Consider the following 24,335-nt stretch of genomic DNA (forward strand, 5'->3'; position numbering starts at 1 on the left):
CATAGGGTCGTTACGTCTGCGCGACGATGTTGTTCCCGATCAGGGGAGCAGCGGACCCCAGGCGGGGTCTGAACCGCTCAGCGGCGTGGGGATGCGGCGTTCGTTGACGCCGGTCAGGTCGACTTGCCAGACCTGGCTGGTGCCTTCGCGCCCGGCGGTGGTGCGGAAATATTGCAGGACGCGGCCGTTGGGCGACCAGGTGGGCTGCTCATCCTGCCAGCCATTGGTGAGGATGCGTTCATTGCCACCATCCGGCGTCATGACGGCGATCTTGAAGTCGCCGCTGATCTTGGTGAAGGCGATGAGGTCGCCGCGCGGGCTCCATTCTGGCGTCGCATAGCGGCCGCCGCCATGGCTGATGCGGCGCTGGCCCGAACCATCGGCGTTCATGACATAGATTTGCTGGCTGCCCGAACGGTCGCTTTCGAACACGATGCGGGTGCCGTCGGGCGAATAGCTGCCGCCGACGTCGATGCCCGGCGCGGTGGTGAGGCGGACGGGTTGGCCGCCCTGCGCCGAGACGCGGTAGATGTCGGTATTGCCCGCGACCGCCATCGAAAAGAGGATGTTGCGGCCGTCGGGCGACCAGCGCGGCGCGAAGGTCGCATTGTTGCTTTCGGTGACGAGCCGCTGACGACCGGTGCCGATGTCATAGACATAAATGCGCACCCGGCTGCCGATATAGCTTACATAGACGATCGACTTGTAGTCGGGCGAGAAGCGCGGGGTGAGCGCGATCGACTGGCCGTTGGTGATGAAGCGGTGGTTGGCGCCATCGCTATCCATGATGGCGAGGCGCTTGGTGCGGTTCCCCTTGGGGCCGCTCTCCGCGATATAGGCGATGCGGCTGTCGAAGAAGGGGCTTTCGCCCGACAGGCGGGCATAGATGGCATCGGCGCATTTATGCGCGGCGCGCCGCCAGTCGCGCGGGGCGACGACATAGCCCTGGCGGGTCAGTTCCTGCTTCAATGCGACGTCGTAGAGATAGCAGCCGACCGTGATGTCGGCTTCGCCGCCGGTGGTGCGGACGAAGCCCTGCACCAGCGCCTGGTAAGCGCCCCATTTGTCATAGGCGGGATTGGTGACTTCGGGAAAGCCGATGGCGGGAATGCCGGCCGGGCCGGATGGATCGAACAGGCCCGAGCCCTTGAGGTCCGTGGCGATCACTTCGGCGATCTTGCGGCCAAGTTCGGACGATGAGCCAGCGGGCGTCGATACTTCGGCCTGCGGCGGCAGGGCGGGCACGACGATCTTGAGGTTGCTGTCGATCTCGCCCGTCACATCGACCGACAGCTGCGCCATCGCAGGGCTGGCAAAGGCTGCGCAAAGGGCGAGCAGTGCGGTTATTCCAAAGCTTCTCATCGCGCTTTCCTTGCGTAGACTCTCAACGGTTTGAGCCATTTCCATTGTTCATAATATTCGTCCGGCAGCCCCTGGAAAGGGGAAGCCTGCATAACCGCCTGCACGGCGCGTTCCTTGTAGATGGAGACCTGTGGCTTGTTGCTGGCGGTCTGGCCCTGCACGTCGATGACTTCGGGCCTGCCGATCACCCGGCCGTTGCGGTCGATCTTCACCTCCAGGAAAGCCACCAGCTGTTCGACATCCGCGCCGGAAGGGAGCTTCAGGTGCCGGTAGATCTGGTCTCCGATCAAGCGGTCGAGCGCGGCCTTTTGCGCGGGGCCCATCGCCGCGGCGGGCGGCGGCGCGGCCTTGCGCGGGGCGTCGGCTTCGGTGTCGATGCCCTTCAGGAAGTCCTTGCCGAGTAGCGAACCCTTGGGCTTTTCCGCCTTGCCCTGACCGGATGCGCGGGCCGGGGCATCAGGTTTCGCCTTGGCAGCAGGCTTTTGCGCCGACTTGGCTGGGACGGGCTTAGCGGCGGCGGCGGGCTTCGCCTTGGCTGGCGTGGGCTTGGCCGCTGGCTTTTCGGGCGCGGGCTTGGGCTTTGGCTTGGCCTTGGCCACGTCCTTCTTCGCCGGAGCGGGTTCGGGCTTGGCAGGAGCAGGCTTCTCCACCTTCTTGGGTGGAGCAGGCTTTGGCGGCGGCGGTGCGGGTGAAGGCTCGGGCTCAGGAACAGGCGCGGGCTCTGGAACGGGCGCAGGGGCCGCGTCCTCGGTCGGTCCCTCTTCCGGCGCGACGCTGGGCGGGGGGGGCTGGGTCGAGATTTGCGGCGCGGTCGATTGGAGCGCCGCTTCATCCACCAGGCTGACGTCCATCGGCGGGGAGTTCAGCTTGAGCGGATTGGGCGTGGCCAGGAATCCGGCGGACAGCAGGCCGAACAGCAGGACATGTCCCGCCGTCGCGACGCCAAGGCCGATCTTCTCCGCGCGTTCCATCCGTTAAGTCCCTATGGCCCTATTCAGAACCGCCGCTGGCAGCGGCTTCGTCGCCGCCGGTGCTGACCAGCGCGACCTTGTTCAGACCGACGCGGTTGAGTTCGCCCATCACGCGCAACACCCGGCCATAGTCGAGCCCGGTGTCGGCGCGCAGGAAGATCTGAGGCGGCTCGGCCTTGCCCGCATTGGCGGAAACGATCTCCGCCAGACGGTCCGGCAATTCAGCGTCGCTGATCTGCGTCTCGTCAATATAGAGGCCGCCGTCGCGATCGATCGAGACCACGGCTGGCTTGTCGTCCTGATCAAGGCCCTTGGCGCGGGTTTCGGGCAAGTTCACCGGCACGCCTGTGACGAGCAGCGGGGCGGTCACCATGAAGATGATGAGCAGCACCAGCATGACGTCCACCAAGGGCGTGACGTTGATGTCCGCCATCGGCGCGCGACCACGTCCACGGCGGTGGGATGGGGGGCCGGACATTGCCATTTACGCGATCTCCGCCAAATTCGTCATCCCAGCGAAAGCTGGGATCGCAGGCCGGATAGGGCGGAGGGTGAGGCATGAGATGCCAGCGTTGGCTAACGCCGCCCTTCGGGTCGCTGGCATGACGAAAATGGTCGGGTTGACTTGTGCTGCCGTCATCACCGCTGCGCCTCCAGCTCCCGGCTCAGCGTCGAATAAAAGCCGTCAGCAAAGCGGGTCAGCTTGGATTCCATGCGGTTGATGCCATGGCTGAAGCGATTGTAGGCGATGACGGCCGGGATCGCCGCGAACAGGCCGATGGCGGTGGCGAACAGCGCTTCGGCGATGCCGGGCGCGACCACGGCAAGCGAACTATTCTGTTCCTTCGCGATGGCGGTGAAGGCGCGCATGATGCCCCAGACGGTGCCGAACAGGCCGACGAAGGGCGCGACCGAGCCGATCGTTGCCAAGATGTTGAGCCGGTCGGACAGGCGATCGACCTCGGCCGCGATCATGCTGGACATGGATGTGGCCAGCCGGTCGCGCGTGCCGTCGCGGTCGATCACCTTTTGCGCGGTCGACCGGCGCCATTCGGTGACGCCCGCTGCCATCACCTTGGCAGCAGGAAAATCGGCCTTCCGGCGTGCTTCGTAGAAGCGGTCGATGTCCTCCGCTTTCCAGAAGTCGGCTTCGAAGGCGCTGCTCTGGCGGCTCGCCTTGCGCAGCGTGAAGCTGAAGCCGATGATCATCGCCCAGGTCCAGATGCTGGCGAGCAACAGCCCCAGCATCACCAGCTTCACGACGATGTCCGCCTGAAGGAACAGGGCCAGCGGCGAAATGGTCGCGGCTTGGGTGGCAGCGCCCACCGCTGCGCCAACGTCAGGCATCGAAAGGCTCATGAGTTGATGTCTTCCCCTCTCATCAAACGGCTGAAAATGTCGGTCCAGGGCTTTGGTTGCCGCGTCGGGCGGCCCTGATCGTTAAGGAAGGCGACCGAGACTTCGCCGTCCGTCAGTATTTCATCGCCGCGCCTGACTCTTTGATGAATGGTGCAGGCGACAGGGCGGATTGCGGTTACGCGGCTTTCCACCATCAGATCATCGTCGAGCCGGGCCGGGCGCTTGTAATCGATGTGCAGGCTGGTCACGGCATAAACGCCGGTTCCATCTTCCTGCGCGGCGCGCTGATTGATTCCCGCGACCCGCAGCATGTCGGATCGCGCGCGTTCCATGTAGCGAAGATAATTGGCGTGGTAGACGACGCCGGACAGGTCCGTATCCTCAAAATAGACGCGCACGGGAAAATGATGCACGGCGGCGATGAACCTTCCGGCCGCCGGCTCGGGCATGGGCGCTGTAACGGACATGCGCGGCCTTTTAACCATCAAGCAGGCGGCAGGCAAAGGCGGAAATGAAAGAAGCGTGCGCGTCCTGCCGGGCAGCCGGGGCAATCCATCCCACAAAGGGATCACGCTAAGCCCTGATTAACACGGCGCCTGTTGTGATGATGTTCAAAAGCGCTGGCCCACTGCTTGCCATGGCGCTAGTGGGCGGCAAATTGATTTATGCAAGGACATTTTGGCATGACCGACATTCAGACCGTTGGCGTCATCGGCGCCGGTCAGATGGGCGCGGGGATAGCGCAGGTCAGCGCGCAGGCTGGCTATGACGTGATCCTGTGCGACGTCGATCTGGCGCGCGCGCAAAAGGGACTTCAGGGCATTTCCAAGCAGCTCGGCCGGGCCGTGGAGAAGGGCAAGCTGACCCCGGAAGAGTCCGAAGCCGCCTTCGCCCGCATCCGCCCGAGCGGCGATCTTGCCCCCCTCGCCGGTGCGCAGCTGGTGATCGAGGCGGCGACCGAGCGGGAAGAGATCAAGCGCACGATCTTCACCAATGTCGGCGCGGTGATCACGCCCGGCACGATCCTGGCGAGCAATACATCCTCCATCCCCATCACCCGGCTGGCGCAGGTGGTTCCCGATCCGGCGCTGTTCGTCGGCATCCACTTCTTCAACCCTGTCCAGGTCATGGCGCTGATCGAATTGATACGGGGCCTTGCGACCTCGGATGAAACGGTGGCCACCGTGGAGGCCTTTGCCGCCAGCCTCGGCAAGAATGTCGTGCAGGCGTTCGACTCCCCCGGTTTCGTGGTCAACCGCATCCTGTTGCCGATGATCAACGAAGCGATCTTCGCGCTGGGCGAGGGGGTCGCCAACATTCGCGACATCGACATGGGCGTGCGGCTGGGGCTCAACCATCCCATGGGGCCCCTGACGCTGGCGGACTTTGTAGGGCTCGACACCTGCCTTGAGGTGCTGAACGTGCTGCGGTCAACCACTGGCGATTCCAAATATCGCCCCGCGCCGCTGCTGGTCAAATATGTCGAGGCCGGCTGGCTCGGGCGGAAGACCGGCAAAGGCTTTTACGACTATTCCGGGGCGGAGCCTGTGCCGACGCGCTGAGGCGGGAAGGGTGGCAAGGGGGTTTCAGTCTGCCCCCAGGCGATGCTTCCGCATGCAGTGGCGCAGCTGGTCATAGCTTAGGCCAAGCGCCTTGGCAGTGGCGCGCTGGTTGAAGCGGTGGCGCTCCAGCGCCGCTTGCACGATGGCGGCTTCATGTGCGTCGACTGCGGCGCGCAGGTTGCTGACGGGGGCGAGGCTGGGCACGGGGGCGGATTGGGGGTCCTCGCCCGCTTTTGCTGGCCGTTGCGGCTGCCAGGGTGAGGCGAAGGGATCGAAGACGATCTGCGCGACGGCGCGACTTGGCTCGTTCCAGCGGTATACGGCGCGCTCCACGACGTTGCGCAACTCGCGGACATTGCCGGGCCATGCATGCGCTTCCAGCGCGCCCAGGCAGTCCGTGGAGAAGCCGGGCCATTGCGGCCATCCCAGTTCAGCCGCCATGCGCCTGCCGAAATGATCGGCAAGGACGGCCACGTCGCCATCGCGGGCGCGGAGCGGCGGGAGGGTGATGACCTCGAAGCTCAGCCGGTCCAGCAGATCGGGGCGGAAGCGGCCTGCCTCCGCCAGTCCGGGCAGGTCTTCGTTGGTGGCGGCGATGATCCGGACATCCACCGTCATCGGCCGCGACGCGCCGATGCGGGTGACTTCGCCATATTCGATGACGCGCAGCAGCCGTTCCTGCGCCGCCATGGATAGTGTCGCCAGTTCATCGAGGAACAGCGTGCCGCCATCGGCCTCCTCGAACCGGCCTGCGCGCGATCGGGTGGCGCCTGTGAATGCGCCCTGTTCATGGCCGAACAGCTCCGCTTCGATCAATGTTTCCGGCAGCGCGGCACAATTCATCACGATCAGAGGCTCGCCCCAACGGGGTGAGAGGCGGTGGAGCCGCTCGGCAACCAGTTCTTTGCCGGTGCCGCGTTCGCCGACCACCAGCACGGGGCGGTTGAGTTCGGCAGCGCGGCCTGCTTGCTCGACTGCATCGAGGAAGGCGAGGGACTGGCCAACGAATTGCGTGTTGCGCTCCATGACCAACATATGGCGAAAATTACCATCATTTGGCAATGATCAGATTGGCGAACATTTCGAAGCGTCGAGAAACCGGCGTTTCTCCGATTTGGCACGGCTCCTGCAAAGGAATGGCAAGGCAAGGCAAGGCCGCTTGAACGGAAGGATCGCAGTTCCGATGGGTATTTTTTCTCGTACGCGCGACATCATCGCCGCCAATGTCACCGACCTGCTCGACCGGGCCGAGGACCCCGCCAAGATGATCCGCATGATCATCCTGGAAATGGAGGAGACGCTGGTCGAGGTGCGCGCTTCTGCCGCCCGAACCATCGCTGATCAGAAGGAGATGAGCCGTCATATCGGCAAGCTTCAGGGCCTGCAGGACAGCTGGACCGAAAAGGCGCAACTGGCCTTGAGCAAGGATCGCGAGGACCTGGCCAAGGCCGCGCTGGTCGAAAAGCAGAAGGCGGCGGACATGGCGGAAAAGCTTGAGGCGGAAATCGATCTGCTGGACGAGGCGCTGAAAGCGTCCGAAGAGGATATCGCCAAGCTTCAGGCCAAACTGAGCGAGGCGCGCAACCGGCAGAACAGCCTGGTCAGCCGGATGGAAAGCGCGCAGAACCGGCTGCGGATGCGCCAAGCCTATGCCGGTGAAAAGGTGAACGAGGCCTTTGCCCGGTTCGACATGCTCGAACGGCGGGCGGACCTGGCAGAAGGGCGGGCGGATGCCTTCAACCTTGGCCAGCAGCCCAAGACATTGGAGGAGGAGATTGCCGAATTGCAATCCGCCGACAAGGTCGACGCCGAACTCGCGGCGCTCAAGGCCAGCATGAACCGGCCCGCCTGAACCCGCCAGACGAACAGGGAGTGTGACGCATGGAGGATGTGTTTCTGCCGATCATGATCTGCGGCATGCTGTTCATAGGCATGCCCTGGCTGATCCTGCACTATACGACCAAGTGGAAGCAGGCGCCCAAGATCACCGACGAGGATGAGCGGCTGCTCGATGAGCTGCACCTGCTCGCCCGGCGGCTGGAGGACCGCTTGCAGACGGTCGAGCGGATCGTCGCCGCCGACAATCCCGATTTCCGTCCGGCGCGCCCCGCGCCCGACGATAGCTATGATTTCGATCGCCCGGACCTCGACAGGAGGAACTGACATGGCTGCGCGCCGTACCAAATTCTACCTCGACAAGCAGAATGGCAAATGGATGGGCGTATGCGCGGGCATCGCCGATTATACCGGCATCGACGTGACCTGGGTGCGCGTCGGCGCGGTATTGGTGACGCTGATGGGGGCCTTCCCCTGGTCGCTGATCGCCTATTTCGCCGTCGCCTATTTTGGCGAGAACAAGCCGCTTGGCCTTTATGCCGATCGGGACGATGAGAAATTCTGGCAGGGCGTGCGCACCAATCCGGCGCGGTCGGCGCGCGATGTGCGGTCGAAGTTCCGCGACATCGACCGGCGGCTGGCGGACATCGAGACTTTCTACACCAGCCGCAACAAAAGGCTGGCGGACGAGATCGAAAGCCTGCGCTGAACGGAGCGTCGGAGGGTCACATGCAGGACATGGCTTTCACGCTGACCATGGTAATGGGAAGCCTGCTTGGGTTGCTGATCGTCGCGGGGGCGGCGCTGCGCGGATGGGACGGGTGGCTGGCGCTCAAGCGCGCGGAGCTTGGCCGTCCCGTGGAAGGCGTTGCGGCCATGGGAAGCACGCGGATCGAGATGGCGGACCTCAAGGAGCGCATCCGCAAGCTGGAGGCGATCGCGGCGGGCGTTGATCCATGACGTGAGGAAAAGCGGCTTTCGCGGGCCGCTTTTCTGCCTATATGCGGGCTATGACCAAAGCGCCCGCCCTTGCCGATCTTCAGGAAGAATATGAATTTCTTGATGCCGATGACCGCTATCGGCTGCTGATCGACCTTGGCCGCGCGCTGGAACCCATGCCCGATGCGCTCAAGACCGATGCGACGCTGGTGCGGGGCTGTTCGGCGGCGGTGTGGGTCTATCCCACCGTGCGCGATGATGGCCGCCTCCATTTCCTCGCGGATAGCAATGCCGCGATCACGAAGGGGATCATCGCGCTTGTCCTGCTGACGGTGCAGGACCAGCTGCCAGCGGAGATCGCGGCAGCCGAGATCGAAGGCGATCTGGCGCCCTTCGACCTCAAGAATCAGCTCAGCTCCAACCGGACACAGGGCATCCCCAATATGATCGCGCTGATCCGGCAGACGGCGGAACGCTACAGCTGACATAAGGAAACCTGCTGACGTCCCGGCGTTCTCCTTCCGTGATCGAAACGGATGATGAGGAGATGCGCGATGCGAAGCCTGTGGATGCTGGCGGCTATCGGCATGCTGGCGGGCTGCTCTGGCGGTGAGAAAGAAGGGCCGACGCAGCGCGAGCAGATCGGCCAGCAATGGAAATATGAAGGCGGGCAGGCGGGCAAGCCCAAGGTCGCTTATATCGGCAGCGCCAACAGCGTGCAGACCATGACGGCGCAAGACACTTTCTCGGTGCTGCTGGTCCAGCCGATGGCGGAAGGCGGCGCGCAGGTGACGGTGAAGCTGGTGGGCGCGCCCTTCAGCTGCGACCTGTCCGACTGCCGCGTGACCGCCGTGACCGACGACGGCAAGAGCCATGAATGGCGCGGGCGGATGACGGAGAATAAGGACGGCATAGAGGTGCTGCCCGCAGCCAAGGCGGATCAGGCGATCAAGGGGACCAAGCTGCTGAAGGTCAATCTGGTGATCGGCCCCAAGGACAAGAGCTTTCCGTTTGAGTTCAACGTCGCGGGGCTGGATTTGAAGGGGTGATGTTTCCGTCCACAACCCGTGGGGGGGGAGCGGGCTGTTCACTGAGCGGGGGAAGGCTATTCCTGGAGCGACACGCCGGGGCTTCTGGGGTCAGCCGCGCCCTGCCACCGCCCGTCAGTTCCGCGTTCCGCCGCATTCGCCTTGAGGCCAAGCGGTGCGATAGTGACCGTGTGGCCCCAGGCCTCCAGCGGCGCCTTCATTGCCTCCAGCGCCGTCCCCTTCTCCAGCACAAGGCCTTTGGCGTCGAAGAACTCCAGCCCTAGCGCGATCGAGTCCTGTGCTGACAGGCCCCAGTCGAAATGCGCGATGATCGCCTTTGTCACCTGCATGATGATCGTCCGCCCGCCAGCCGCGCCGATCGTGAAGACAGGCGTTCCCTTGCCGTCATAAACGATGGTGGGGGACATGGAGGACAGGGGCCGTTTGCCCGGTTCCACCCGGTTGGCGACCGGCGCGCCATTTTTCTCGGGTGTGAAGCTGAAGTCGGTCAGTTCATTGTTGAGGATGACGCCGTTGGCAATCAACTGGCTGCCAAAGAAGCTTTCGATGGTGGACGTCCAGGCGGCGATGTCGCCGTCGCGGTCGATGGCGACGAAATGGCTGGTGCCGCTTTCCGGCTGCGGCGCGGCGGCGGTGCGGGCTTCAGCGCCGGGCGGCGTGCCGGGGCGATAGTCGTTGAGCGACCGGCCAAGCGCAATGAGCGCCGACCGCTTCCTGAGATAATCGGGATCGATCAGCCCGGCGATCGGCACGGACACATATTCCGGATCGCCGAGCCACTTGTCCCGATCGGCATAAGCCAGGCGCATGGCTTCACCGATGACATGCCAGGAACGCGGATCATCCTTACCCCATTGTTTGAGGGGAAAGCGTTCGACCATGCCCAATATCTGCAGCACGGTGATGCCGCCCGCAGAGGCCGGCCCCATGCCGCAAATGCTGTAGCCGCGATAAGGGCCGCAGACGGGCTTGCGCGCCTTCACCTGATAGGCGCCAATGTCGGCCTCCGTCATCGGCACGGGATTTTTGGGGGCGCTGGTGACAGTGGCGGCGATCGCCCGCGCGGTCTCTCCCTTGTAGAAGGCGTCAGGCCCTTCTGCCGCGATGCGCCGGAAGAGGGCGGCAAGCGGCGGGTTCCTGAGCGTCGTTCCGATCGGGGCCGGGGCGCCATCCACCCAGAAGAACTTCTGTATTTCCGGAAAATCGGCCCAGACCGGAGCGACCGCCTTCATCGCGGTGTCGAGACGCTGGCGCACTTCGAACCCTTCTTCGGCAAGGCGGATTGCGGGCGCGAACAGGCTTGCCCAGGAGAGCTTGCCCCATTTGCGATGCGCTTCCCAGGCGAGCCGCACATTCCCGGGCACGCCCACCGAATAGCCCCCGGGCCAGGCGGAGCGGAAATCGAGCGGCTGGCCATCCGCCCCGATGAAGCGATCCGGCCGCGCCGCCGCAGGCGCGGTTTCGCGCCCGTCGATCGATTCAAGCACTCCCGTCTCGCCATCATGATGCATCAGGAAGCCGCCGCCGCCGATGCCGCTATTATGCGGCTCGACGACATTGAGCGCGAGCATCATGGCGATCGCGGCGTCCGTCGCGCTGCCGCCCTGCCGAAGGATTTCCTGCCCCGCCGCCGCGGCGCGTGGATCGGCAGCCGAAACCGTCGCGTTGAGCGAAACGGGTTCGCGCGCCACCGCCGGCGCAGTGTAGAGGAAAGCAAAGGCAAAGGGGGCCAGCAGGCCAGCGAGGCGAGGCGTCATCCCCCGCACACTACCGTCCAGCCGGTCCGCCGCAAGCCCCTGAGATCAAAGGTCAAGATCAGCTGTCGATGCCGACGACATCGCTGATATGCGTGAAGCCGTCCCGCGCCATCAGCTTTTTCAGTCCCGCATTGATGCGTTTGGCGAGATAGGGCCCTTCATAGACGAGCGCGCTGTACAGCTGGATCAGGCTCGCCCCCGCGCGAAGCCGGGCATAGGCCTGTTCCGCATTGCCGATGCCGCCAACGCCGATCAGGGGCAGGCGATTGCCCAATATCCGCCGAAAGTCCCTGATCCGCTGAAGCGACAGGTTGGTGAGCGGCGCACCCGACAATCCGCCGCTTTCCCCGGCGTGGGCGGAGCGGAGCGGCGGGCGCGAAATGGTGGTGTTGGACACGATCAGCGCATCGACTTGATGGTCAAGGCAGGCGGCGGCGATATCCTCGACATCGGCTGGCTCTAGGTCGGGGGCGACCTTCAGGAAAATCGGGGTGCGGTCCGCGCCGCGCGCCGGCATTACCGCCCCCAGCAGCTGGTCCAGCGCTGCCCTGTCCTGCAAGGCGCGCAGGCCCGGCGTGTTGGGCGACGAAATGTTGACCGTGAGATAGTCGGCGAGCGGCGCCATGCAGGTGACGCCGGTCACATAGTCCGCGATGCGATCGGCCGCGTCCTTGTTCGCGCCGATATTGATGCCGATCACCGGCGCTGCACCCCGACCGGCTGGGCGGCGGCGCTTTGCCACCCGCTCGGCCGCAGCAGCGAGGCCGCCATTGTTGAAGCCCATGCGGTTGATGACGGCGCGATCTTCCACCAACCGGAACAGGCGCGGCTGGGGATTGCCCGGCTGCGGCATGGGGGTCAGCGTTCCGAGCTCCGCAAAGCCGAAGCCCAGCGCATGCATCTTGTGCGCGACCAGCCCTTCCTTGTCATAGCCCGCCGCCAGCCCGACCGGGTTGGGGAAGCTGATGCCTGCCACGGTCTGCGTCAGGGCAGTGTCGGGCGCTGGGGGAGGGGCGAATGGCATCATGCGCAGCAGCGCGACAGACAGATGATGCGCGCGCTCTGCATCAAGCGCGAAAAAGAGCGGGCGAACGAGGCGGTAGGACATGGGCGCGCTATGCCATCGCCGATCTTCCCCGTCGAGTCGCTGTGACAATGGCGCAACAGTTGGCCGAGAAGGGTAAATTAGCTGCCAAATCATTCATATTGGTCGCATTTTCGCGCCCTTAATGTCCGATTCATCCAATCAAGCCGATCCGATTCGGATTTATGACCGTGCTGCGACCCGAAGGCTCTTGGCCATATGGCTAACGAGACCTTTTACTGGCCCGGCGTGTAAAAGCGCCGGGTCATTTTTTTCGAATCGGTTCGGAAAAAACCTTCGTTGCCTCAGTATCTCTCTTGCGCAGCAGCAAAGAAGCTTCATAGTACAGCTGTGGGGTGAATATGGGGCCGCATCGCGACAGCGCATCCGGGGGGATGCCACAGAGAGTGGAAAAGGGTGGCGATCCGTCGCTTTCCTATACTGTGGAAGCGGCGCAGGGGCCGGTCAAACTTCGCTATTTCGCTCCGCCTGACCCGCTGCATGCTTATTTCGGCTCCGTCTACATCTTTACCGAAAGCGCCGACCGCTATCTTGACGTGACGCGTGCGGATGTTCCGCAGTTGCGCTTCATGGTCGCGGGGGCGGGCGATTATCATTTCCATGACGGGACGGTGGCCGCGACTCCGGAAATCTGCCTGCTCGGCCCCACTTTGGGAGCGACGCGGTTCGAGCTGAACGGCCCCGCCTGCGTCGTCGGCATCTCACTCCTGCCCGCAGGCTGGGTCAGCCTGGGCGGAGGCGATGCCAGCCTGCTCGCGGACCGGCTGCGCGACATGAGCGCGGAGAAGAACGGCGCCATGGCCGCGCTGCTGACCCGGCTTAAGGGCATGCACGATCCCGAAGCGATCGCCGCCTGCTGCTGGTCGGTGCTGGCGCAATGGGTCCGGCCTTTGCCGGAAACAAGCTGGCGGCTGCTGGAAGCCGTGGACAACTGGCTGATGGGGGAAGGATCGCCCCGGATCGAAGCGCTGGTGGAGCAAACCGGATTGTCTCCGCGCCAGCTCGCCCGGATGACCAACCGCTATTATGGTTGCCCGCCCAAGCTGCTGGCGCGCAAATATCGGGCGCTGCGGTGCAGTGCGCGTATCGCGCTCGACCAGCACAGCTGGCAGGAATTGTGCGAAGATGGCCGCTTCTACGACCAGTCGCATTTCATCCGGGAGATCAAGCATTTCATCGGCTTGACCCCGCATCAGCTGCAGACCGAGCCGACGGCAGTCGCCCAGCTTACCCTGTTGCGCCGCTCGCTGGGTGGGGACGTGGCCGTGCTGAACCGTTTCAGTTGAGGCGGCTGCCACTTTAGAAATGGCTTGATTCCGCGTGCCCGCGCGACCACATGCGCAATCGGATTGATTCGATCCGATTTGAGAATGGTTCGCAACCGGGACGCTTGGCCAGGATGAGGCTTTCGAGTTTCGCAGATTATGCCGTGGTGCTGATGTCGGCCGCCGCCCGCCATTGCGGTGGCGCTAAGATGAATGCGACCACGCTCGCCAGCGAAACGGGCATTCCTCTGCCGACAGCGCAGAAGCTGGTGAGCCGCTTGTCGGCTGCGGGGCTGCTCGAATCGAGTCGCGGGACCGGCGGCGGGGTTCGGCTGGCGCGGCCTGCGGCGGCCATCACGCTGGTGGATGTCGTGGAGGCGGTGGAAGGGCCCATCGCCATGACTGCTTGCGCCGAACAGGGCGCGCATGACTGCACGCTGGAACATGGCTGTCGCGTACGCCCGCACATGAATGTCGCGAACAATGCGATCCGGTCGGCACTGGCCGGGGTGACGATCGCCAGTTTGACACGAGAAATGGCATGACCGAAGAGACGACCACTATTCGCAACCTGGAAGCGCATGAGGCCGCGGAGCGCGCCTCGGCCTACGAACATGGCTGGTCATCCGCCATCGAGCAGGACTTCGCGCCCAAGGGGCTGAATGAGGACACGGTCCGCTTCATTTCCGCCAAGAAGAAGGAGCCGGAATGGCTGCTCGACTGGCGGCTGAAGGCCTTTGCCATGTGGCAGAAGATGGAAGCGCCGGACTGGGCCAAGCTCAACATCCCGCCGATCGACTATCAGGACGCCTATTATTACGCCGAGCCGAAGAAGAAGGCGGAGCTGGACTCGCTCGACGAACTCGATCCTGAGATTCGCGCGACCTATGAGAAGCTCGGCATCCCCATTGCCGAGCAGGAAGTGCTGGCAGGCGTCAAGAGCAGCCGCAAGGTCGCGGTGGACGCGGTTTTCGACAGCGTTTCCGTCGCCACCACCTTCCGCAAGGAGCTGGAGGAAGCGGGCGTCATCTTCCGCTCGATCAGCGAGGCGGTGCGCGAATATCCCGAGCTGGTGAAGAAGTGGCTGGGCAAGGTCGTGCCGATGCATGACAATTATTTCGCCACATTGAATTGCGCTGTCTTTTCCGACGGCACGTTCGTCTACATCCCCAAGGGCGTGCGCTGCCCGATGGAGCTGTCCACCTATTTCCGCATCAATGCGGAGAACACAGGCCAGTTCGAACGCACGCTGATCGTCGCGGACGAGGGTAGCTATGTAAGCTATCTTGAAGGCTGCACCGCGCCGATGCGCGACGAGAATCAGCTGCACGCGGCGGTCGTGGAACTGGTCGCGCTGGACGATGCGGAGATCAAGTATAGCACCGTCCAGAACTGGTATCCGGGCGATGAGCAGGGCAAGGGCGGCATCTATAATTTCGTCACCAAGCGGGCGCTGTGCCAGGGCAAGAACAGCAAGGTCAGCTGGACGCAGGTCGAGACCGGCTCCGCCATCACCTGGAAATACCCAAGCTGCGTGCTGAACGGCGAGAATAGCGTCGGCGAATTCTACTCGGTGGCGCTGACCAACAATTTGCAGCAGGCCGACACCGGCACGAAGATGATCCACAATGGCAAGGGCAGCCGCTCGACCATCGTGTCCAAGGGGATCAGCGCCGGGCGTTCGAACAACACCTATCGCGGGCTGGTGCGCGTAGCGCCGGGCGCGGAGGGCGTGCGCAACTTCACCCAATGCGACAGCCTGCTGCTCGGCGACAAATGCGGCGCACATACCGTGCCTTATATAGAGGTGCGCAACCCGAGTGCGCAGATCGAGCATGAGGCGACGACCAGCAAGATCAGCGATGATCAGCTGTTCTACGCGATGCAGCGCGGGCTGGATCAGGAGGCTGCGGTCGGCCTGATCGTCAACGGCTTCGCGCGCGAAGTGCTGCAACAGCTGCCGATGGAGTTCGCAGTGGAGGCGCAGAAGCTGTTGGGGATTTCGCTGGAGGGTTCGGTCGGTTGAGGGATTTGACGCCTCTCGACCAAGTGAAGCGCTCAAACTCCCCTCCCCTTCAGGGGAGGGGCCGGGGGTGGGGGCTATCCTCTGGACGCCTCGCTGAACTGGCAGGCTTCGCCCGCGAGATACGCCGCGAACCGACGGAGCCAGAGAAGCGCCTGTGGACGAAACTCACCCGCTCGCAAATCGGCGGTTACAAATTCCGTCGCCAATCCGTGATCGGCCCGTACATCGCGGACTTTCTCTGCCCGCAAAAGGCGCTGATTGTCGAGGTTGACGGCGATACGCACGTGGCTGGTTCCGACGATCGGCGCGACGCCGTGCTGAGCGAGATGGGCTACCGAATCATCCGCATCGCCAATCAGGAGGTGATGCACAATATCGATGGGGTTTGTGCCGCGATCTTCGGCGCACTGGAACAGGCGCCGGATCGTTGGGCTAGCCCCCACCCCAACCCCTCCCCTGAAGGGGAGGGGCTTTCCCTTGTTGAGGACCAAGACCTTTGAGCGACGAAGACGATATTCAGGATGCCCTGGCCGATTTCGCGGAGGATGTCGGCAATGGCCAGTCATGGACGGCCGCGATCCGCATCCTGACCGAAGACTATGAGCTGGAAGACGGCGAGCTGGAAGCGCGCGCGCGCAAGGATTTCGGCGATCTCGACGCCTATGAGGCCGAATGCCGTGCGGCTCTGGAGAAGGGCGACGTCGCCTTCACCGAAAAGCTGAAAAGCGACAAGGCTTTCCACAAGGCGAAGGCGCCGAACCTCGCCCGCATGGGGCCGGTGACGGAGTTCGTGACCGGGCTGCTGGAAAAGGGTTCGCCTGAACCCGGGGCCGACTGGTGGCCCTATATGCCGATCAAGCGCCATATCGACACGCTGTTCCCCGCGCCGGGCGACGTGCGGGACATGGCCTTCTGGACCGCGCGGACGCTCCAGCGCGCGCATAAGGGATAACGCATGCTGACGATCGAAAATCTGGCCAACGAGATCGACGGCAAGGCGATCCTGAAAGGTCTGTCGCTCTCCATCAATGCGGGCGAGGTCCATGCGATCATGGGGCCGAACGGCGCGGGCAAGTCGACACTGGCCTATACGCTGGGCGGGCGTCCGGGCTATGAAGTGACCGGCGGCGCTGCCTCGCTGGACGGTGTGAACTTGTTCAGCATGGAGCCGCATGAACGCGCCGCGGCAGGCCTGTTCCTCGGTTTCCAGTATCCGGTCGAAATCCCCGGCGTATCCAACCTGCAATTCCTGCGCGAGAGCCTGAATTCCCAGCGCAAGGCGCGCGGGCAGGAACCGCTATCAGGGGGCGAGTTCATCAAGCTCGCCAAGGAAAAGGCGGGTCTGCTCGGGCTCGACATGGAGATGCTGAAGCGCCCGGTGAATGTCGGATTTTCGGGTGGTGAGAAGAAGCGCGCCGAAATGGTGCAGATGGGCATTCTCGATCCGAAAATGGCGATCCTGGACGAAACCGACTCCGGCCTGGACATCGACGCGCTCAAGATCGTGGGGGCAGGGATCAACGCGATCATGCGCAAGCCGGACAAGGCGGTGCTGCTCATCACCCACTATCAGCGGCTGCTCGACTATGTGAAGCCGGACTATGTCCATGTGCTGGCTGGCGGCCGGATCGTGAAGTCGGGCGGCCCCGAACTCGCGCTGGAACTGGAGCGCGAGGGCTATGCGGAGGTGGTCGCTGCATGAGCGCCGCAGGCACTTCTCTTTCTCTCCGTGTTTCCGCGTCTCCGCGTGAAATGATTGTGCTCACGCGGGGGCGCGGAGGCGCGGAGGAGGTTCGGTCATGACCGCGCTCGCCCTGCCCACGCGCAAGCAAGAGGAATGGCGCTATAGCGATCTGGAGGCTGTCGCCTCCATTTGGCCGACGCCTGCGCCGACACGGATCGACGTCGCGGCCGGAGAAACGTCCCGCCACCATCTGTTGCAGGACGCCAGCGAGGGCGCAGCGGCGGTGCATGACTATGTCATCACGATCGCGGACGGAGCCCGGTGCGACTTTCATGTGCTGAACATCGGCGGCAAGCTCGGCCGCGTTACCTTTAAGGTGACGCTGGGCAAGGGGAGCCACTTCGAACTCAACGGCGCGATCATCGGCGGCGGGGATCAGGTGCTGGAAATCATCACCTCGGTCACCCATGCCGAGCCGGACGCGACCAGCGGGCAGACGATCCGCTCCATCCTGGGCCAGCGGGCGACGGGCAGCTATCTCGGGTCGATCAATGTCGCGCGCGATGCGCAGCGCACGGATGCCTTTCAGTCGGTCAAGGCCATGTTGCTCGATCGCACTGCCACGGCCAATGCCAAGCCGGAGCTCGAAATCTACGCCGACGATGTGAAATGCGCTCATGGCGCGACCGTGGGTGAACTGGACCGTCAGGCGCTGTTCTACATGGCGTCGCGGGGAATGGACCCGGCGACTGCCAAGACGCTGCTGTTGAAGGCCTTCGTTGCCGGGGTGTTCGACGATGTGGCTGATGAGGCAGTCAAGGACAGGCTGGAAGCGGCTGCGCTGGCCAAGCTGGAAGATTTGGTATGAGTGGTGATCCGTCCTCCGTTCGCCCTGAGCCTGTCGAAGGGCTTCAACTCTCTTCAAAGACAGGAGAAGGCTTCGACAAGCTCAGCCCGAACGGTTTGCTGAAATTAAGGGACGATTTCCCCGGCGTCGGCAGCTGGCACTATCTCGACAGCGCCGCCACCGCGCAAAAGCCCACCGCCGTTATCGACGCGATTGCCCGCGCCTACGGCCCCGACTATGCGACCGTCCATCGCGGCGTTTATGAACGCTCCGCCAACATGACGCTCGCCTATGAAGCGGCGCGGCGCAAGGTCGCGCAGTTCATCGGCGCGGCTTCCGATAGCGAGATCGTCTATGTCCGCGGCGCGACCGAGGGGATCAACCTGGTCGCACATAGCTGGGCAGGCACGCAGTTGAAGGCGGGCGACCGCATCCTGCTGTCGATGTTGGAGCATCACAGCAACATCGTCCCTTGGCAGATCGTCGCCGAACGCGCCGGCGCGGCGATCGATGTCGTGCCACTGACTGCAGATGGCAGGATCGACCTCGAAGCCATGGCCGCGATGATCACGCCTGCGCACAAGCTGGTTGCGCTCGCCCATGTGTCGAATGTGCTGGGCAGCGTGCTTGATGTGCGCCGCGCCGCCGACATCGCGCACAGCGTGGGCGCGAAGATCTTGATCGATGGCTGTCAGGCGGTGCCGCGCCTTGCCGTCGATGTGCAGGCGCTCGATTGCGACTTCTATGTCTTTTCCGCGCACAAGCTCTACGGCCCGACCGGGATCGGCGTGCTGTGGGGCCGCAAGGAACTGCTGGACGCCATGCCGCCCTATCAGGGTGGCGGGTCGATGATCGACAAGGTGACGTTCGAGAAAACCACCTACGCACCCGCGCCGACCCGGTTCGAGGCGGGGACGCCGCATATCACCGGCGTCGTCGGCCTGTCCGCCGCGATCGACTATGTGCAGGCAATCGGCCTCGACGCGATCCATGCGCATGAATGCGCGCTGGTCGGCAAGGCGCGGGCCGCACTGGAGAGCATCAACAGCGTGCGGGTTTTCGGGCCGGAGGACAGTGCGGGCATCCTCTCCTTCGAAGTCGAGGGGGTGCATCCGCATGATGTCGGCACCATATTGGACGAAACGGGTGTCGCGATCCGCGCCGGGCATCATTGCGCGCAGCCGCTGATGCGGCATCTGGGCGTAGAAGCGACGGCGCGGGCCAGTTTCGGCATCTATAGCGACGAGGGCGATGTCGATGCCCTGGTCAAGGGCATAGAGCGAGTGAGGAAGATCTTCGCCAATGACTGAGGTAAATTCCGGGGAACGCCAGATCCGGGTGGAAGAGGTGGAGGCGGTTGACGCCCCGCCCAAGGCGCGCGTGGAGGAGACGGCGGCTGAGGCGGCTCCGCGCCAGCGCGACTATCTGGACGGCTTCCTGAACGCCAAGCCGAGCGAAGCGCCGAAGGGCGAGCCGGGCGGCGACCTGTATGAAGCGATCATCGACGCGCTCAAGGAGATATATGACCCGGAAATTCCGGTGAATATCTATGATCTCGGCCTCGTCTATGGCGTCGATGTGACGGAAGACGGCCATGCGGTCGTGACCATGACGCTGACCACGCCGCATTGCCCGGTCGCTGAATCGATGCCCGGCGAAGTCGAACTGCGCGTCGGTGCCGTGCCGGGCGTGGGAGACGCGCAGGTAAATCTCGTCTGGGACCCGCCATGGGACCCGCAGAAAATGAGCGACGAGGCGAAACTGGAACTGGGGGTGCTCTAACCATTTCCCTCCCGCAAGCGGGAGGGGGCCAAGGAGTGGGCGCGAGCGGAGCGAGCTTTGCGCGGCACGAACCCACCCCCGGCCCCTCCCGCCTGCGGGAGGGGAGAAGAGGAACAAGATGACCGAGACGACCACCAAGACCCGCGCTCGCCCTGCCGCCGTCATCCTGACGCCGAGTGCGGAACAGCGCATCGCCGACCTGATGCGTCAGGCTCCTGAAGGCGCGATCGGCGTCAAGCTGTCCACGCCGCGCCGCGGTTGCTCTGGCCTCGCTTATTCGGTCGACTATGTGACCGAGGAAGCGAAGTTCGACGAGAAGATCGAAACGCCCGGCGGCACCTTCTATATCGACGGTGCGTCGGTGCTCTATCTCGTCGGATCGACGATGGATTGGGTGGAGGATGACTTCACCGCCGGGTTCGTCTTCAACAACCCCAATGCAAAGGGCAGCTGCGGCTGCGGCGAAAGCTTTACCGTCTAGTTCGGGAGGGTCGCTGCCATCCCTCATATGCTGATCCTCGGCATGGGTTACACCGCCTCTCGCCTCGCCGCTCGCCTGCGCGGAGAGGGGTGGGAGGTTACCGGGGTCCGCCGCGCCGCCGATGCCGAGGCGATCGCCTTCGATGACGGCGATGCCGTGTGCGCCAGCATCGGCAAGGCGACGCACATCCTTTCCTCCGTGCCGCCGGAGGGCGGGGCGGATCCGGTCCTGGCCCGTTACGGCACGGCGATCGCCGCCGCCCCGGCGCTATGGAGCGGCTATCTTTCCGCGACCGGCGTCTATGGCGATGCTGCGGGGGCATGGGTGGACGAAGCCAGCCCCATCGGCTCCGGCCGCCGTGCCGCGCGGGTGCAGGCAGACGGCGACTGGCGCGCGCTGCGTGAAGACATGCGCTGTTTCCGCCTCCCCGGCATTTACGGCCCGGGCCGGTCGGCGATCGAGCGGGTGCGCGAGGGCAAGGCGCATCGGATCGATCTGCCCGATCAGATTTTCAGCCGCGCTCATGTGGATGATATCGTCAGCGGCATTATCGCGTCCTTCGATGGACCGCCCGGCATCTATAATCTTTCCGACGATCTGCCCTGCGCTCAGAACCGGCTGATCGAGGCGGCCTGCGCCATGCTGGGCGCGCCGCTGCCGCCGCTATTGTCATTGGAGGAGGCGCACTTGTCGCCCATGGCGCTGTCCTTCTATGCGGAAAACAGGCGGGTGGCGAACGGCCGGGCCAAACGGCTTCTTGGCTGGGCACCGCGCTACCCCACCTATCGCGAAGGCCTGGCCGCCTGCCTTGCCGTGGCGGAATGACTCAGGCTGTCGCATCGCTTACGCGCCGTTAACCAAAGCGCCCCATGGATGGTCCCACAGCTTTTGCAGGGACTTGTCGCCATGGAACGGATCGACCGCAACTTTGCCGCGCTCAGCCAGCGCATGAGCCGCTTGGCGATGCCCGAAGCCGTGACTCCCGCTCCGCAATCGCTCGCCAGCCTGATCGATCGGGTTAATGCGGCAAAGCGCCATTATGAGCCGGGCCTGCGCCGCTAGGCCGTTTTCGCCCGCAGCGCGATCACCATGCCAGCCACCGCCAGCACCGCGCCTGCCGCACTTAGCGTCGACCAGCGATAATCCTCGAACACCGTGGAAATCAGCATGGCGATCACGGGAATCAGCACGCTGCTATAGGCTGCCCGTCCCGGTCCCACCCGCTGGATAAGCCGGAAATAAAGTGGGAAGGTCACCACCGACCCCGCAATGCCCAGCCAGGCGATGCCGAACAGATAGCCCGCGCGCCACTCGATCACAGGCGGCCCGACGGTCGCCCATGCATAGGCCGCGTCGACAGCGCTGCCGATCAGCATGCCCCAGGTGAGCACAGCCGCCATCGGCAGGCGGCGGGCGATCTGCATCCCCTGCATGACGTTCGCGCTGGACGCGCTGAGCAGGCCCGCGACGCTGAGCGCGATGCCGACTAGAACTGCTTCGGCGGAGACCGGCGCAGCGCGATATTCGCGCAGCAGCAGCAACATGATGCCTGCGATCGCCACCAGCGACCCCAGGATGAAGGCGCGGCTGACCGGCTGGCGAAACGCGATCCAGGCGAGGATAGTATTGGGGATCAGCAGCAGCGCGTAGACGGTCGCGACGACGCCGGAGGTCAGATAATGTTCTGCCCGATAGACGAAGTTGAAGTTGAGTACGAACTGCGCGACGCCCAGAGCGCCCGCAAAGGCGATCCCGGCGGGCGGCAGCCGCAACGGCACACGGCGGATCATCGCGAACAGCGCCATGCCAGCCGCCCCCAGGAGGAACCGGTAGCAGACCGACCAGCTCGGCGGCACCGCGCCCAGCTGATCGCGGATGACGATCCAGGTCGAACTCCAGATCAGCGTGACAAGCAGGAAAGGCAGGATGACGCCGCCCTTCGCCTCCGACGATCCGCTCATGCAAGCGACCTGAGTGCGTCGGCGAGCGGCTGGACCGCGCCCGCATCATGCGCCCAATTGGTGACGAGGCGCGCCGCCCCCTCTCCCCAGTCGTAAAAGTCGAAGCCCTGCCCGCGCAGACTTGCCGCTTGGGCAGAAGAGAGGCGGATGAACAGCTCGTTTGCCTCGACGGGATGAAGCAGCCGATCCGGGACGGCCTGCGCCAACGCGGCGGCTGCGGCATTGGCCGCCCGCGCATTGCGCAGCCAGAGGTCATCCTCCAGCATCGCCAATATCTGCGCGGCAAGATAGCGCCCCTTTGACAGCAGGTGCCCACCGCGCTTGCGCCAGCGCACCGCTTCGGACGCGCGCGCATCCGCTTGGCTGCCGAAGAAGAGCAGCGCCTCGCCCACCATGCCGCCATTCTTGACGCAGCCGAAGGTGAGGACATCGACGCCTGCGCGCCAGCTGATATCGGCGGGATGACAACCCAGATGCGCGACAGCATTGGCGAAGCGCGCCCCGTCCATGTGCAGGCCGAGGCGGTGATCCCGCGCCACCTCGCCAATCGCCGCGACCTCCTCCGGCGTATAGACGCGGCCATATTCGCTGGCTTGGGTGATGCTGATCGCGCGGGCCGGGATCTGGTGCACGTCCGGGCGGATCGCTTTCAGCCGCTCGATCAACGTTTCGGGGGAGAGCTTCGCGCCATCTCCTGTTAGGCTCATCAGGCTTGCACCATGGGTATAGAAGCCGGGCGCTCCACATTCGTCCACCATGATATGCGATTCTTCATGGGCCAGGATACCGCCATAGGGCGGGCACAGGCACGCAAGGCCGATGCTGTTCGCCGCGGTGCCGGTCGCGACCCACAGCGCGCGAACCGGGGTGCCGAACAGGTCGGAAAAGGCGCCATCCAGCCGCGCGCTCCACGCGTCGCCATCATAGCCATGGTCCGCGACATCAGCCGCAGCCATCGCCGCCATCACTTGCGGGCAGACCGGTGTCGCATTGTCCGAGAAAAAGTGCATGGCTGCGGCATAAGCGCGCCGCCGCCCTGCGCCAAGATGCCAGCAGGCCGCGAGCGGCCCTTTCGAAAGGGCAACAAATTGGTCAGCATTGATGACCCATTGTTTCCGCCAGCCGTTTGTGACATAGGCGGCCGGTCCTACCAAAGGAGCATAGATCATGGACGTCCAGCAGAAGTCGCGCTTTACCGTCAACCCGAGCAGCAAGGCTGTATCGGCTGACCAGCGCGCCGTATTGCTGGAGGACCCGGGGTTCGGGCGCCTGTTCACCGATCATATGGTGACGATCCGCTATACGGAAGGGCAGGGGTGGCACAGCCATGCCATCGGCCCGCGTGAGCCGTTCCAGCTCGATCCGGCCTGCGCCGTGCTGCATTATGCCCAAGAAATCTTCGAAGGGATGAAGGCTTACCGGCTTGAGGATGGCAGCATCGCCATGTTCCGGCCGGAGGAAAATGCCCGCCGCTTCGCCGAGTCGGCGGAACGCATGGCCATGCCGGTCCTGCCAGAAGACATCTTCCTGGAGGCCGTCGAAGAACTGGTGAAGATCGACGCCGATTGGATCCCCAGCGGCGAAGGAAGCCTGTATCTGCGCCCCTTCATGTTCGCGAGCGAAAGCTTTCTGGGCGTGCGCCCGGCTGCGGAATATATCTTCTGCGTCATCGCCTCGCCCGCTGGCGCCTATTTCAAGAGTGGGAAGAAGGCCGTCACGCTCTGGGTGTCGGAACATTATACCCGCGCTGCGAAGGGCGGCACGGGGGCTGCCAAGTGCGGCGGCAATTATGCCGCGAGCCTGGTGGCCCAGTCGGAAGCGACGAAGCATGGCTGCGATCAGGTCGTCTTCCTCGACGCCGCAGAGCATAAGTGGGTCGAGGAACTGGGCGGCATGAACGTGTTCTTTGTCATGGACGACGGGTCGATCGTCACCCCGCCGCTGTCGGGCACGATCCTGCCCGGCATCACCCGCAACAGCATCATTACGCTGGCCCGCGCCAAGGGGCATGAGGTTCGCGAGGAGCCCTACAGCTTCGCGCAATGGCGCGACGATGCGGCGAGCGGCAAGCTGCGCGAGGCGTTCGCTTGTGGCACGGCGGCGGTCGTCACTGCGATCGGCACGGTGAAGAGCGTCGATGGCGACTTCACCATCGGCAATGGCGATGGCGGCATCGTAACCGAAGCGCTGCGCACGGAACTGACCGGCATTCAGCGCGGGACGGTGGCCGACCCCGCTGGCTGGGTGCGCAAGCTTTAAAAATTTTCTTTGCCGTGCTCCTGCGAAGGCAGGAGCCCAGCTTAAATAAACGCCTAGGCTCCTGCCTTCCCAGGAGCACGGATGAATAGG

General features: G+C 64.1%; 30 protein-coding genes. 20 read left to right on the forward strand and 10 right to left on the reverse strand.

Annotated features, from left to right (window positions below):
• Positions 1–39: 39 nt before the first annotated feature.
• From tolB to ybgC, 5 genes are all read right to left on the reverse strand, one after another.
• Positions 40–1,362, reverse strand: a complete 1,323-nt coding sequence (tolB, locus tag NCHOL11_RS00750; RefSeq protein WP_097090638.1) for a Tol-Pal system beta propeller repeat protein TolB — start codon at positions 1,360–1,362, stop codon at positions 40–42.
• A complete protein-coding gene (locus tag NCHOL11_RS00755) occupies positions 1,359–2,333 on the reverse strand; it encodes a cell envelope biogenesis protein TolA (protein ID WP_097090639.1) in 975 nt (324 codons plus the stop codon). Before NCHOL11_RS00755 ends, tolB begins: the two co-directional genes overlap by 4 nt.
• Positions 2,334–2,352: 19 nt before the next feature.
• On the reverse strand, positions 2,353–2,817 hold the full coding sequence (gene tolR, locus NCHOL11_RS00760; RefSeq protein WP_097090640.1) for a protein TolR: 465 nt from the start codon (positions 2,815–2,817) through the stop codon (positions 2,353–2,355).
• A gap of 155 nt (positions 2,818–2,972) precedes the next feature.
• Complete coding sequence (gene tolQ / locus NCHOL11_RS00765) at positions 2,973–3,692, reverse strand: protein TolQ (RefSeq protein WP_097090641.1); 720 nt, start codon at positions 3,690–3,692, stop codon at positions 2,973–2,975.
• Positions 3,689–4,159 carry a tol-pal system-associated acyl-CoA thioesterase gene (ybgC, locus tag NCHOL11_RS00770; protein WP_097090642.1) on the reverse strand — a complete coding sequence of 157 codons (471 nt, stop codon included), beginning with the start codon at positions 4,157–4,159 and terminating at the stop codon, positions 3,689–3,691. The genes tolQ and ybgC overlap by 4 nt, the downstream gene beginning before the upstream one ends.
• Positions 4,160–4,375: 216 nt before the next feature.
• Between ybgC and NCHOL11_RS00775 the strand changes: the two genes are divergently transcribed.
• Entirely contained in the window at positions 4,376–5,254 is an 879-nt protein-coding gene (locus NCHOL11_RS00775) for a 3-hydroxyacyl-CoA dehydrogenase NAD-binding domain-containing protein (protein ID WP_097090643.1), read from the forward strand.
• A gap of 24 nt (positions 5,255–5,278) precedes the next feature.
• Here NCHOL11_RS00775 and pspF read toward each other — a convergent pair whose 3' ends face one another.
• The gene (gene pspF / locus NCHOL11_RS00780) at positions 5,279–6,280 is read right to left on the reverse strand and encodes a phage shock protein operon transcriptional activator (protein WP_097090644.1); all 1,002 of its coding nucleotides are present in this window, start codon (positions 6,278–6,280) and stop codon (positions 5,279–5,281) included.
• A 157-nt stretch (positions 6,281–6,437) separates the two neighbouring features.
• Between pspF and pspA the strand changes: the two genes are divergently transcribed.
• From pspA to NCHOL11_RS00810, 6 genes are all read left to right on the forward strand, one after another.
• Positions 6,438–7,106, forward strand: coding sequence for a phage shock protein PspA (gene pspA / locus NCHOL11_RS00785; RefSeq protein ID WP_097092628.1), 669 nt, complete (start codon positions 6,438–6,440; stop codon positions 7,104–7,106).
• A 29-nt stretch (positions 7,107–7,135) separates the two neighbouring features.
• Positions 7,136–7,417, forward strand: a complete 282-nt coding sequence (gene pspB / locus NCHOL11_RS00790) for an envelope stress response membrane protein PspB (protein WP_097090645.1) — start codon at positions 7,136–7,138, stop codon at positions 7,415–7,417.
• Position 7,418: 1 nt separating this feature from the next.
• Positions 7,419–7,799 (forward strand): envelope stress response membrane protein PspC, encoded by a 381-nt coding sequence (pspC, locus tag NCHOL11_RS00795; RefSeq protein WP_097090646.1) that lies wholly within the window; start codon positions 7,419–7,421, stop codon positions 7,797–7,799.
• Positions 7,800–7,819: 20 nt separating this feature from the next.
• Entirely contained in the window at positions 7,820–8,050 is a 231-nt protein-coding gene (locus tag NCHOL11_RS00800) for a hypothetical protein (RefSeq protein ID WP_097090647.1), read from the forward strand.
• 50 nt (positions 8,051–8,100) lie between these two features.
• Positions 8,101–8,514 (forward strand): SufE family protein, encoded by a 414-nt coding sequence (locus NCHOL11_RS00805; RefSeq protein WP_097090648.1) that lies wholly within the window; start codon positions 8,101–8,103, stop codon positions 8,512–8,514.
• Between the two features lie 69 nt (positions 8,515–8,583).
• Positions 8,584–9,078 (forward strand): hypothetical protein, encoded by a 495-nt coding sequence (locus NCHOL11_RS00810; RefSeq protein WP_097090649.1) that lies wholly within the window; start codon positions 8,584–8,586, stop codon positions 9,076–9,078.
• A 56-nt stretch (positions 9,079–9,134) separates the two neighbouring features.
• On the opposite strand, the gene ggt is transcribed toward NCHOL11_RS00810, so the two are convergent.
• Together ggt and NCHOL11_RS00820 are read right to left on the reverse strand one after the other, a co-directional pair.
• Entirely contained in the window at positions 9,135–10,835 is a 1,701-nt protein-coding gene (gene ggt, locus NCHOL11_RS00815) for a gamma-glutamyltransferase (protein ID WP_097090650.1), read from the reverse strand.
• Positions 10,836–10,893: 58 nt separating this feature from the next.
• Positions 10,894–11,943 carry a quinone-dependent dihydroorotate dehydrogenase gene (locus NCHOL11_RS00820; RefSeq protein WP_097090651.1) on the reverse strand — a complete coding sequence of 350 codons (1,050 nt, stop codon included), beginning with the start codon at positions 11,941–11,943 and terminating at the stop codon, positions 10,894–10,896.
• Positions 11,944–12,281: 338 nt separating this feature from the next.
• On the opposite strand from NCHOL11_RS00820, the gene NCHOL11_RS00825 reads away from it, so the two are divergent.
• From NCHOL11_RS00825 to NCHOL11_RS18125, 12 genes are all read left to right on the forward strand, one after another.
• Positions 12,282–13,226, forward strand: coding sequence for a helix-turn-helix domain-containing protein (locus NCHOL11_RS00825; protein WP_380800753.1), 945 nt, complete (start codon positions 12,282–12,284; stop codon positions 13,224–13,226).
• A 113-nt stretch (positions 13,227–13,339) separates the two neighbouring features.
• The gene (locus tag NCHOL11_RS00830; RefSeq protein ID WP_097092630.1) at positions 13,340–13,750 is read left to right on the forward strand and encodes an RrF2 family transcriptional regulator; all 411 of its coding nucleotides are present in this window, start codon (positions 13,340–13,342) and stop codon (positions 13,748–13,750) included.
• Entirely contained in the window at positions 13,747–15,231 is a 1,485-nt protein-coding gene (gene sufB / locus NCHOL11_RS00835; RefSeq protein ID WP_097090652.1) for a Fe-S cluster assembly protein SufB, read from the forward strand. Before NCHOL11_RS00830 ends, sufB begins: the two co-directional genes overlap by 4 nt.
• A 23-nt stretch (positions 15,232–15,254) precedes the next feature.
• Positions 15,255–15,731 carry an endonuclease domain-containing protein gene (locus NCHOL11_RS00840; RefSeq protein WP_255254789.1) on the forward strand — a complete coding sequence of 159 codons (477 nt, stop codon included), beginning with the start codon at positions 15,255–15,257 and terminating at the stop codon, positions 15,729–15,731.
• A complete protein-coding gene (locus NCHOL11_RS00845) occupies positions 15,728–16,183 on the forward strand; it encodes a hypothetical protein (RefSeq protein WP_097090653.1) in 456 nt (151 codons plus the stop codon). Before NCHOL11_RS00840 ends, NCHOL11_RS00845 begins: the two co-directional genes overlap by 4 nt.
• A 3-nt stretch (positions 16,184–16,186) precedes the next feature.
• Positions 16,187–16,933, forward strand: a complete 747-nt coding sequence (gene sufC / locus NCHOL11_RS00850; protein WP_097090654.1) for a Fe-S cluster assembly ATPase SufC — start codon at positions 16,187–16,189, stop codon at positions 16,931–16,933.
• Between the two features lie 97 nt (positions 16,934–17,030).
• Positions 17,031–17,783, forward strand: a complete 753-nt coding sequence (locus NCHOL11_RS00855) for a SufD family Fe-S cluster assembly protein (protein WP_097090655.1) — start codon at positions 17,031–17,033, stop codon at positions 17,781–17,783.
• The gene (locus NCHOL11_RS00860) at positions 17,780–19,072 is read left to right on the forward strand and encodes an aminotransferase class V-fold PLP-dependent enzyme (RefSeq protein ID WP_255254671.1); all 1,293 of its coding nucleotides are present in this window, start codon (positions 17,780–17,782) and stop codon (positions 19,070–19,072) included. Before NCHOL11_RS00855 ends, NCHOL11_RS00860 begins: the two co-directional genes overlap by 4 nt.
• Positions 19,065–19,544 carry an SUF system Fe-S cluster assembly protein gene (locus NCHOL11_RS00865; RefSeq protein ID WP_097090656.1) on the forward strand — a complete coding sequence of 160 codons (480 nt, stop codon included), beginning with the start codon at positions 19,065–19,067 and terminating at the stop codon, positions 19,542–19,544. Before NCHOL11_RS00860 ends, NCHOL11_RS00865 begins: the two co-directional genes overlap by 8 nt.
• A gap of 118 nt (positions 19,545–19,662) precedes the next feature.
• A complete protein-coding gene (locus NCHOL11_RS00870; protein WP_097090657.1) occupies positions 19,663–20,025 on the forward strand; it encodes a HesB/IscA family protein in 363 nt (120 codons plus the stop codon).
• 18 nt (positions 20,026–20,043) lie between these two features.
• Positions 20,044–20,850, forward strand: coding sequence for an NAD(P)-dependent oxidoreductase (locus NCHOL11_RS00875; protein ID WP_097090658.1), 807 nt, complete (start codon positions 20,044–20,046; stop codon positions 20,848–20,850).
• A gap of 81 nt (positions 20,851–20,931) precedes the next feature.
• Positions 20,932–21,087 (forward strand): hypothetical protein, encoded by a 156-nt coding sequence (locus NCHOL11_RS18125; RefSeq protein ID WP_217991034.1) that lies wholly within the window; start codon positions 20,932–20,934, stop codon positions 21,085–21,087.
• On the opposite strand, the gene NCHOL11_RS00885 is transcribed toward NCHOL11_RS18125, so the two are convergent.
• Positions 21,084–21,986 (reverse strand): DMT family transporter, encoded by a 903-nt coding sequence (locus NCHOL11_RS00885; RefSeq protein ID WP_097090660.1) that lies wholly within the window; start codon positions 21,984–21,986, stop codon positions 21,084–21,086. The two genes, NCHOL11_RS18125 and NCHOL11_RS00885, sit on opposite strands and share 4 nt — an antisense overlap.
• Complete coding sequence (locus NCHOL11_RS00890; RefSeq protein ID WP_097092633.1) at positions 21,983–22,996, reverse strand: threonine aldolase family protein; 1,014 nt, start codon at positions 22,994–22,996, stop codon at positions 21,983–21,985. The genes NCHOL11_RS00885 and NCHOL11_RS00890 overlap by 4 nt, the downstream gene beginning before the upstream one ends.
• 157 nt (positions 22,997–23,153) lie before the next feature.
• Here NCHOL11_RS00890 and NCHOL11_RS00895 point away from each other — a divergent pair, with 157 nt between their 5' ends.
• Positions 23,154–24,245, forward strand: coding sequence for a branched-chain amino acid aminotransferase (locus NCHOL11_RS00895; protein ID WP_097090661.1), 1,092 nt, complete (start codon positions 23,154–23,156; stop codon positions 24,243–24,245).
• Positions 24,246–24,335: the final 90 nt, after the last annotated feature.

Source organism: Novosphingobium sp. Chol11 (genome assembly GCF_900218065.1).
Taxonomy (GTDB): domain Bacteria; phylum Pseudomonadota; class Alphaproteobacteria; order Sphingomonadales; family Sphingomonadaceae; genus Sphingobium; species Sphingobium agri.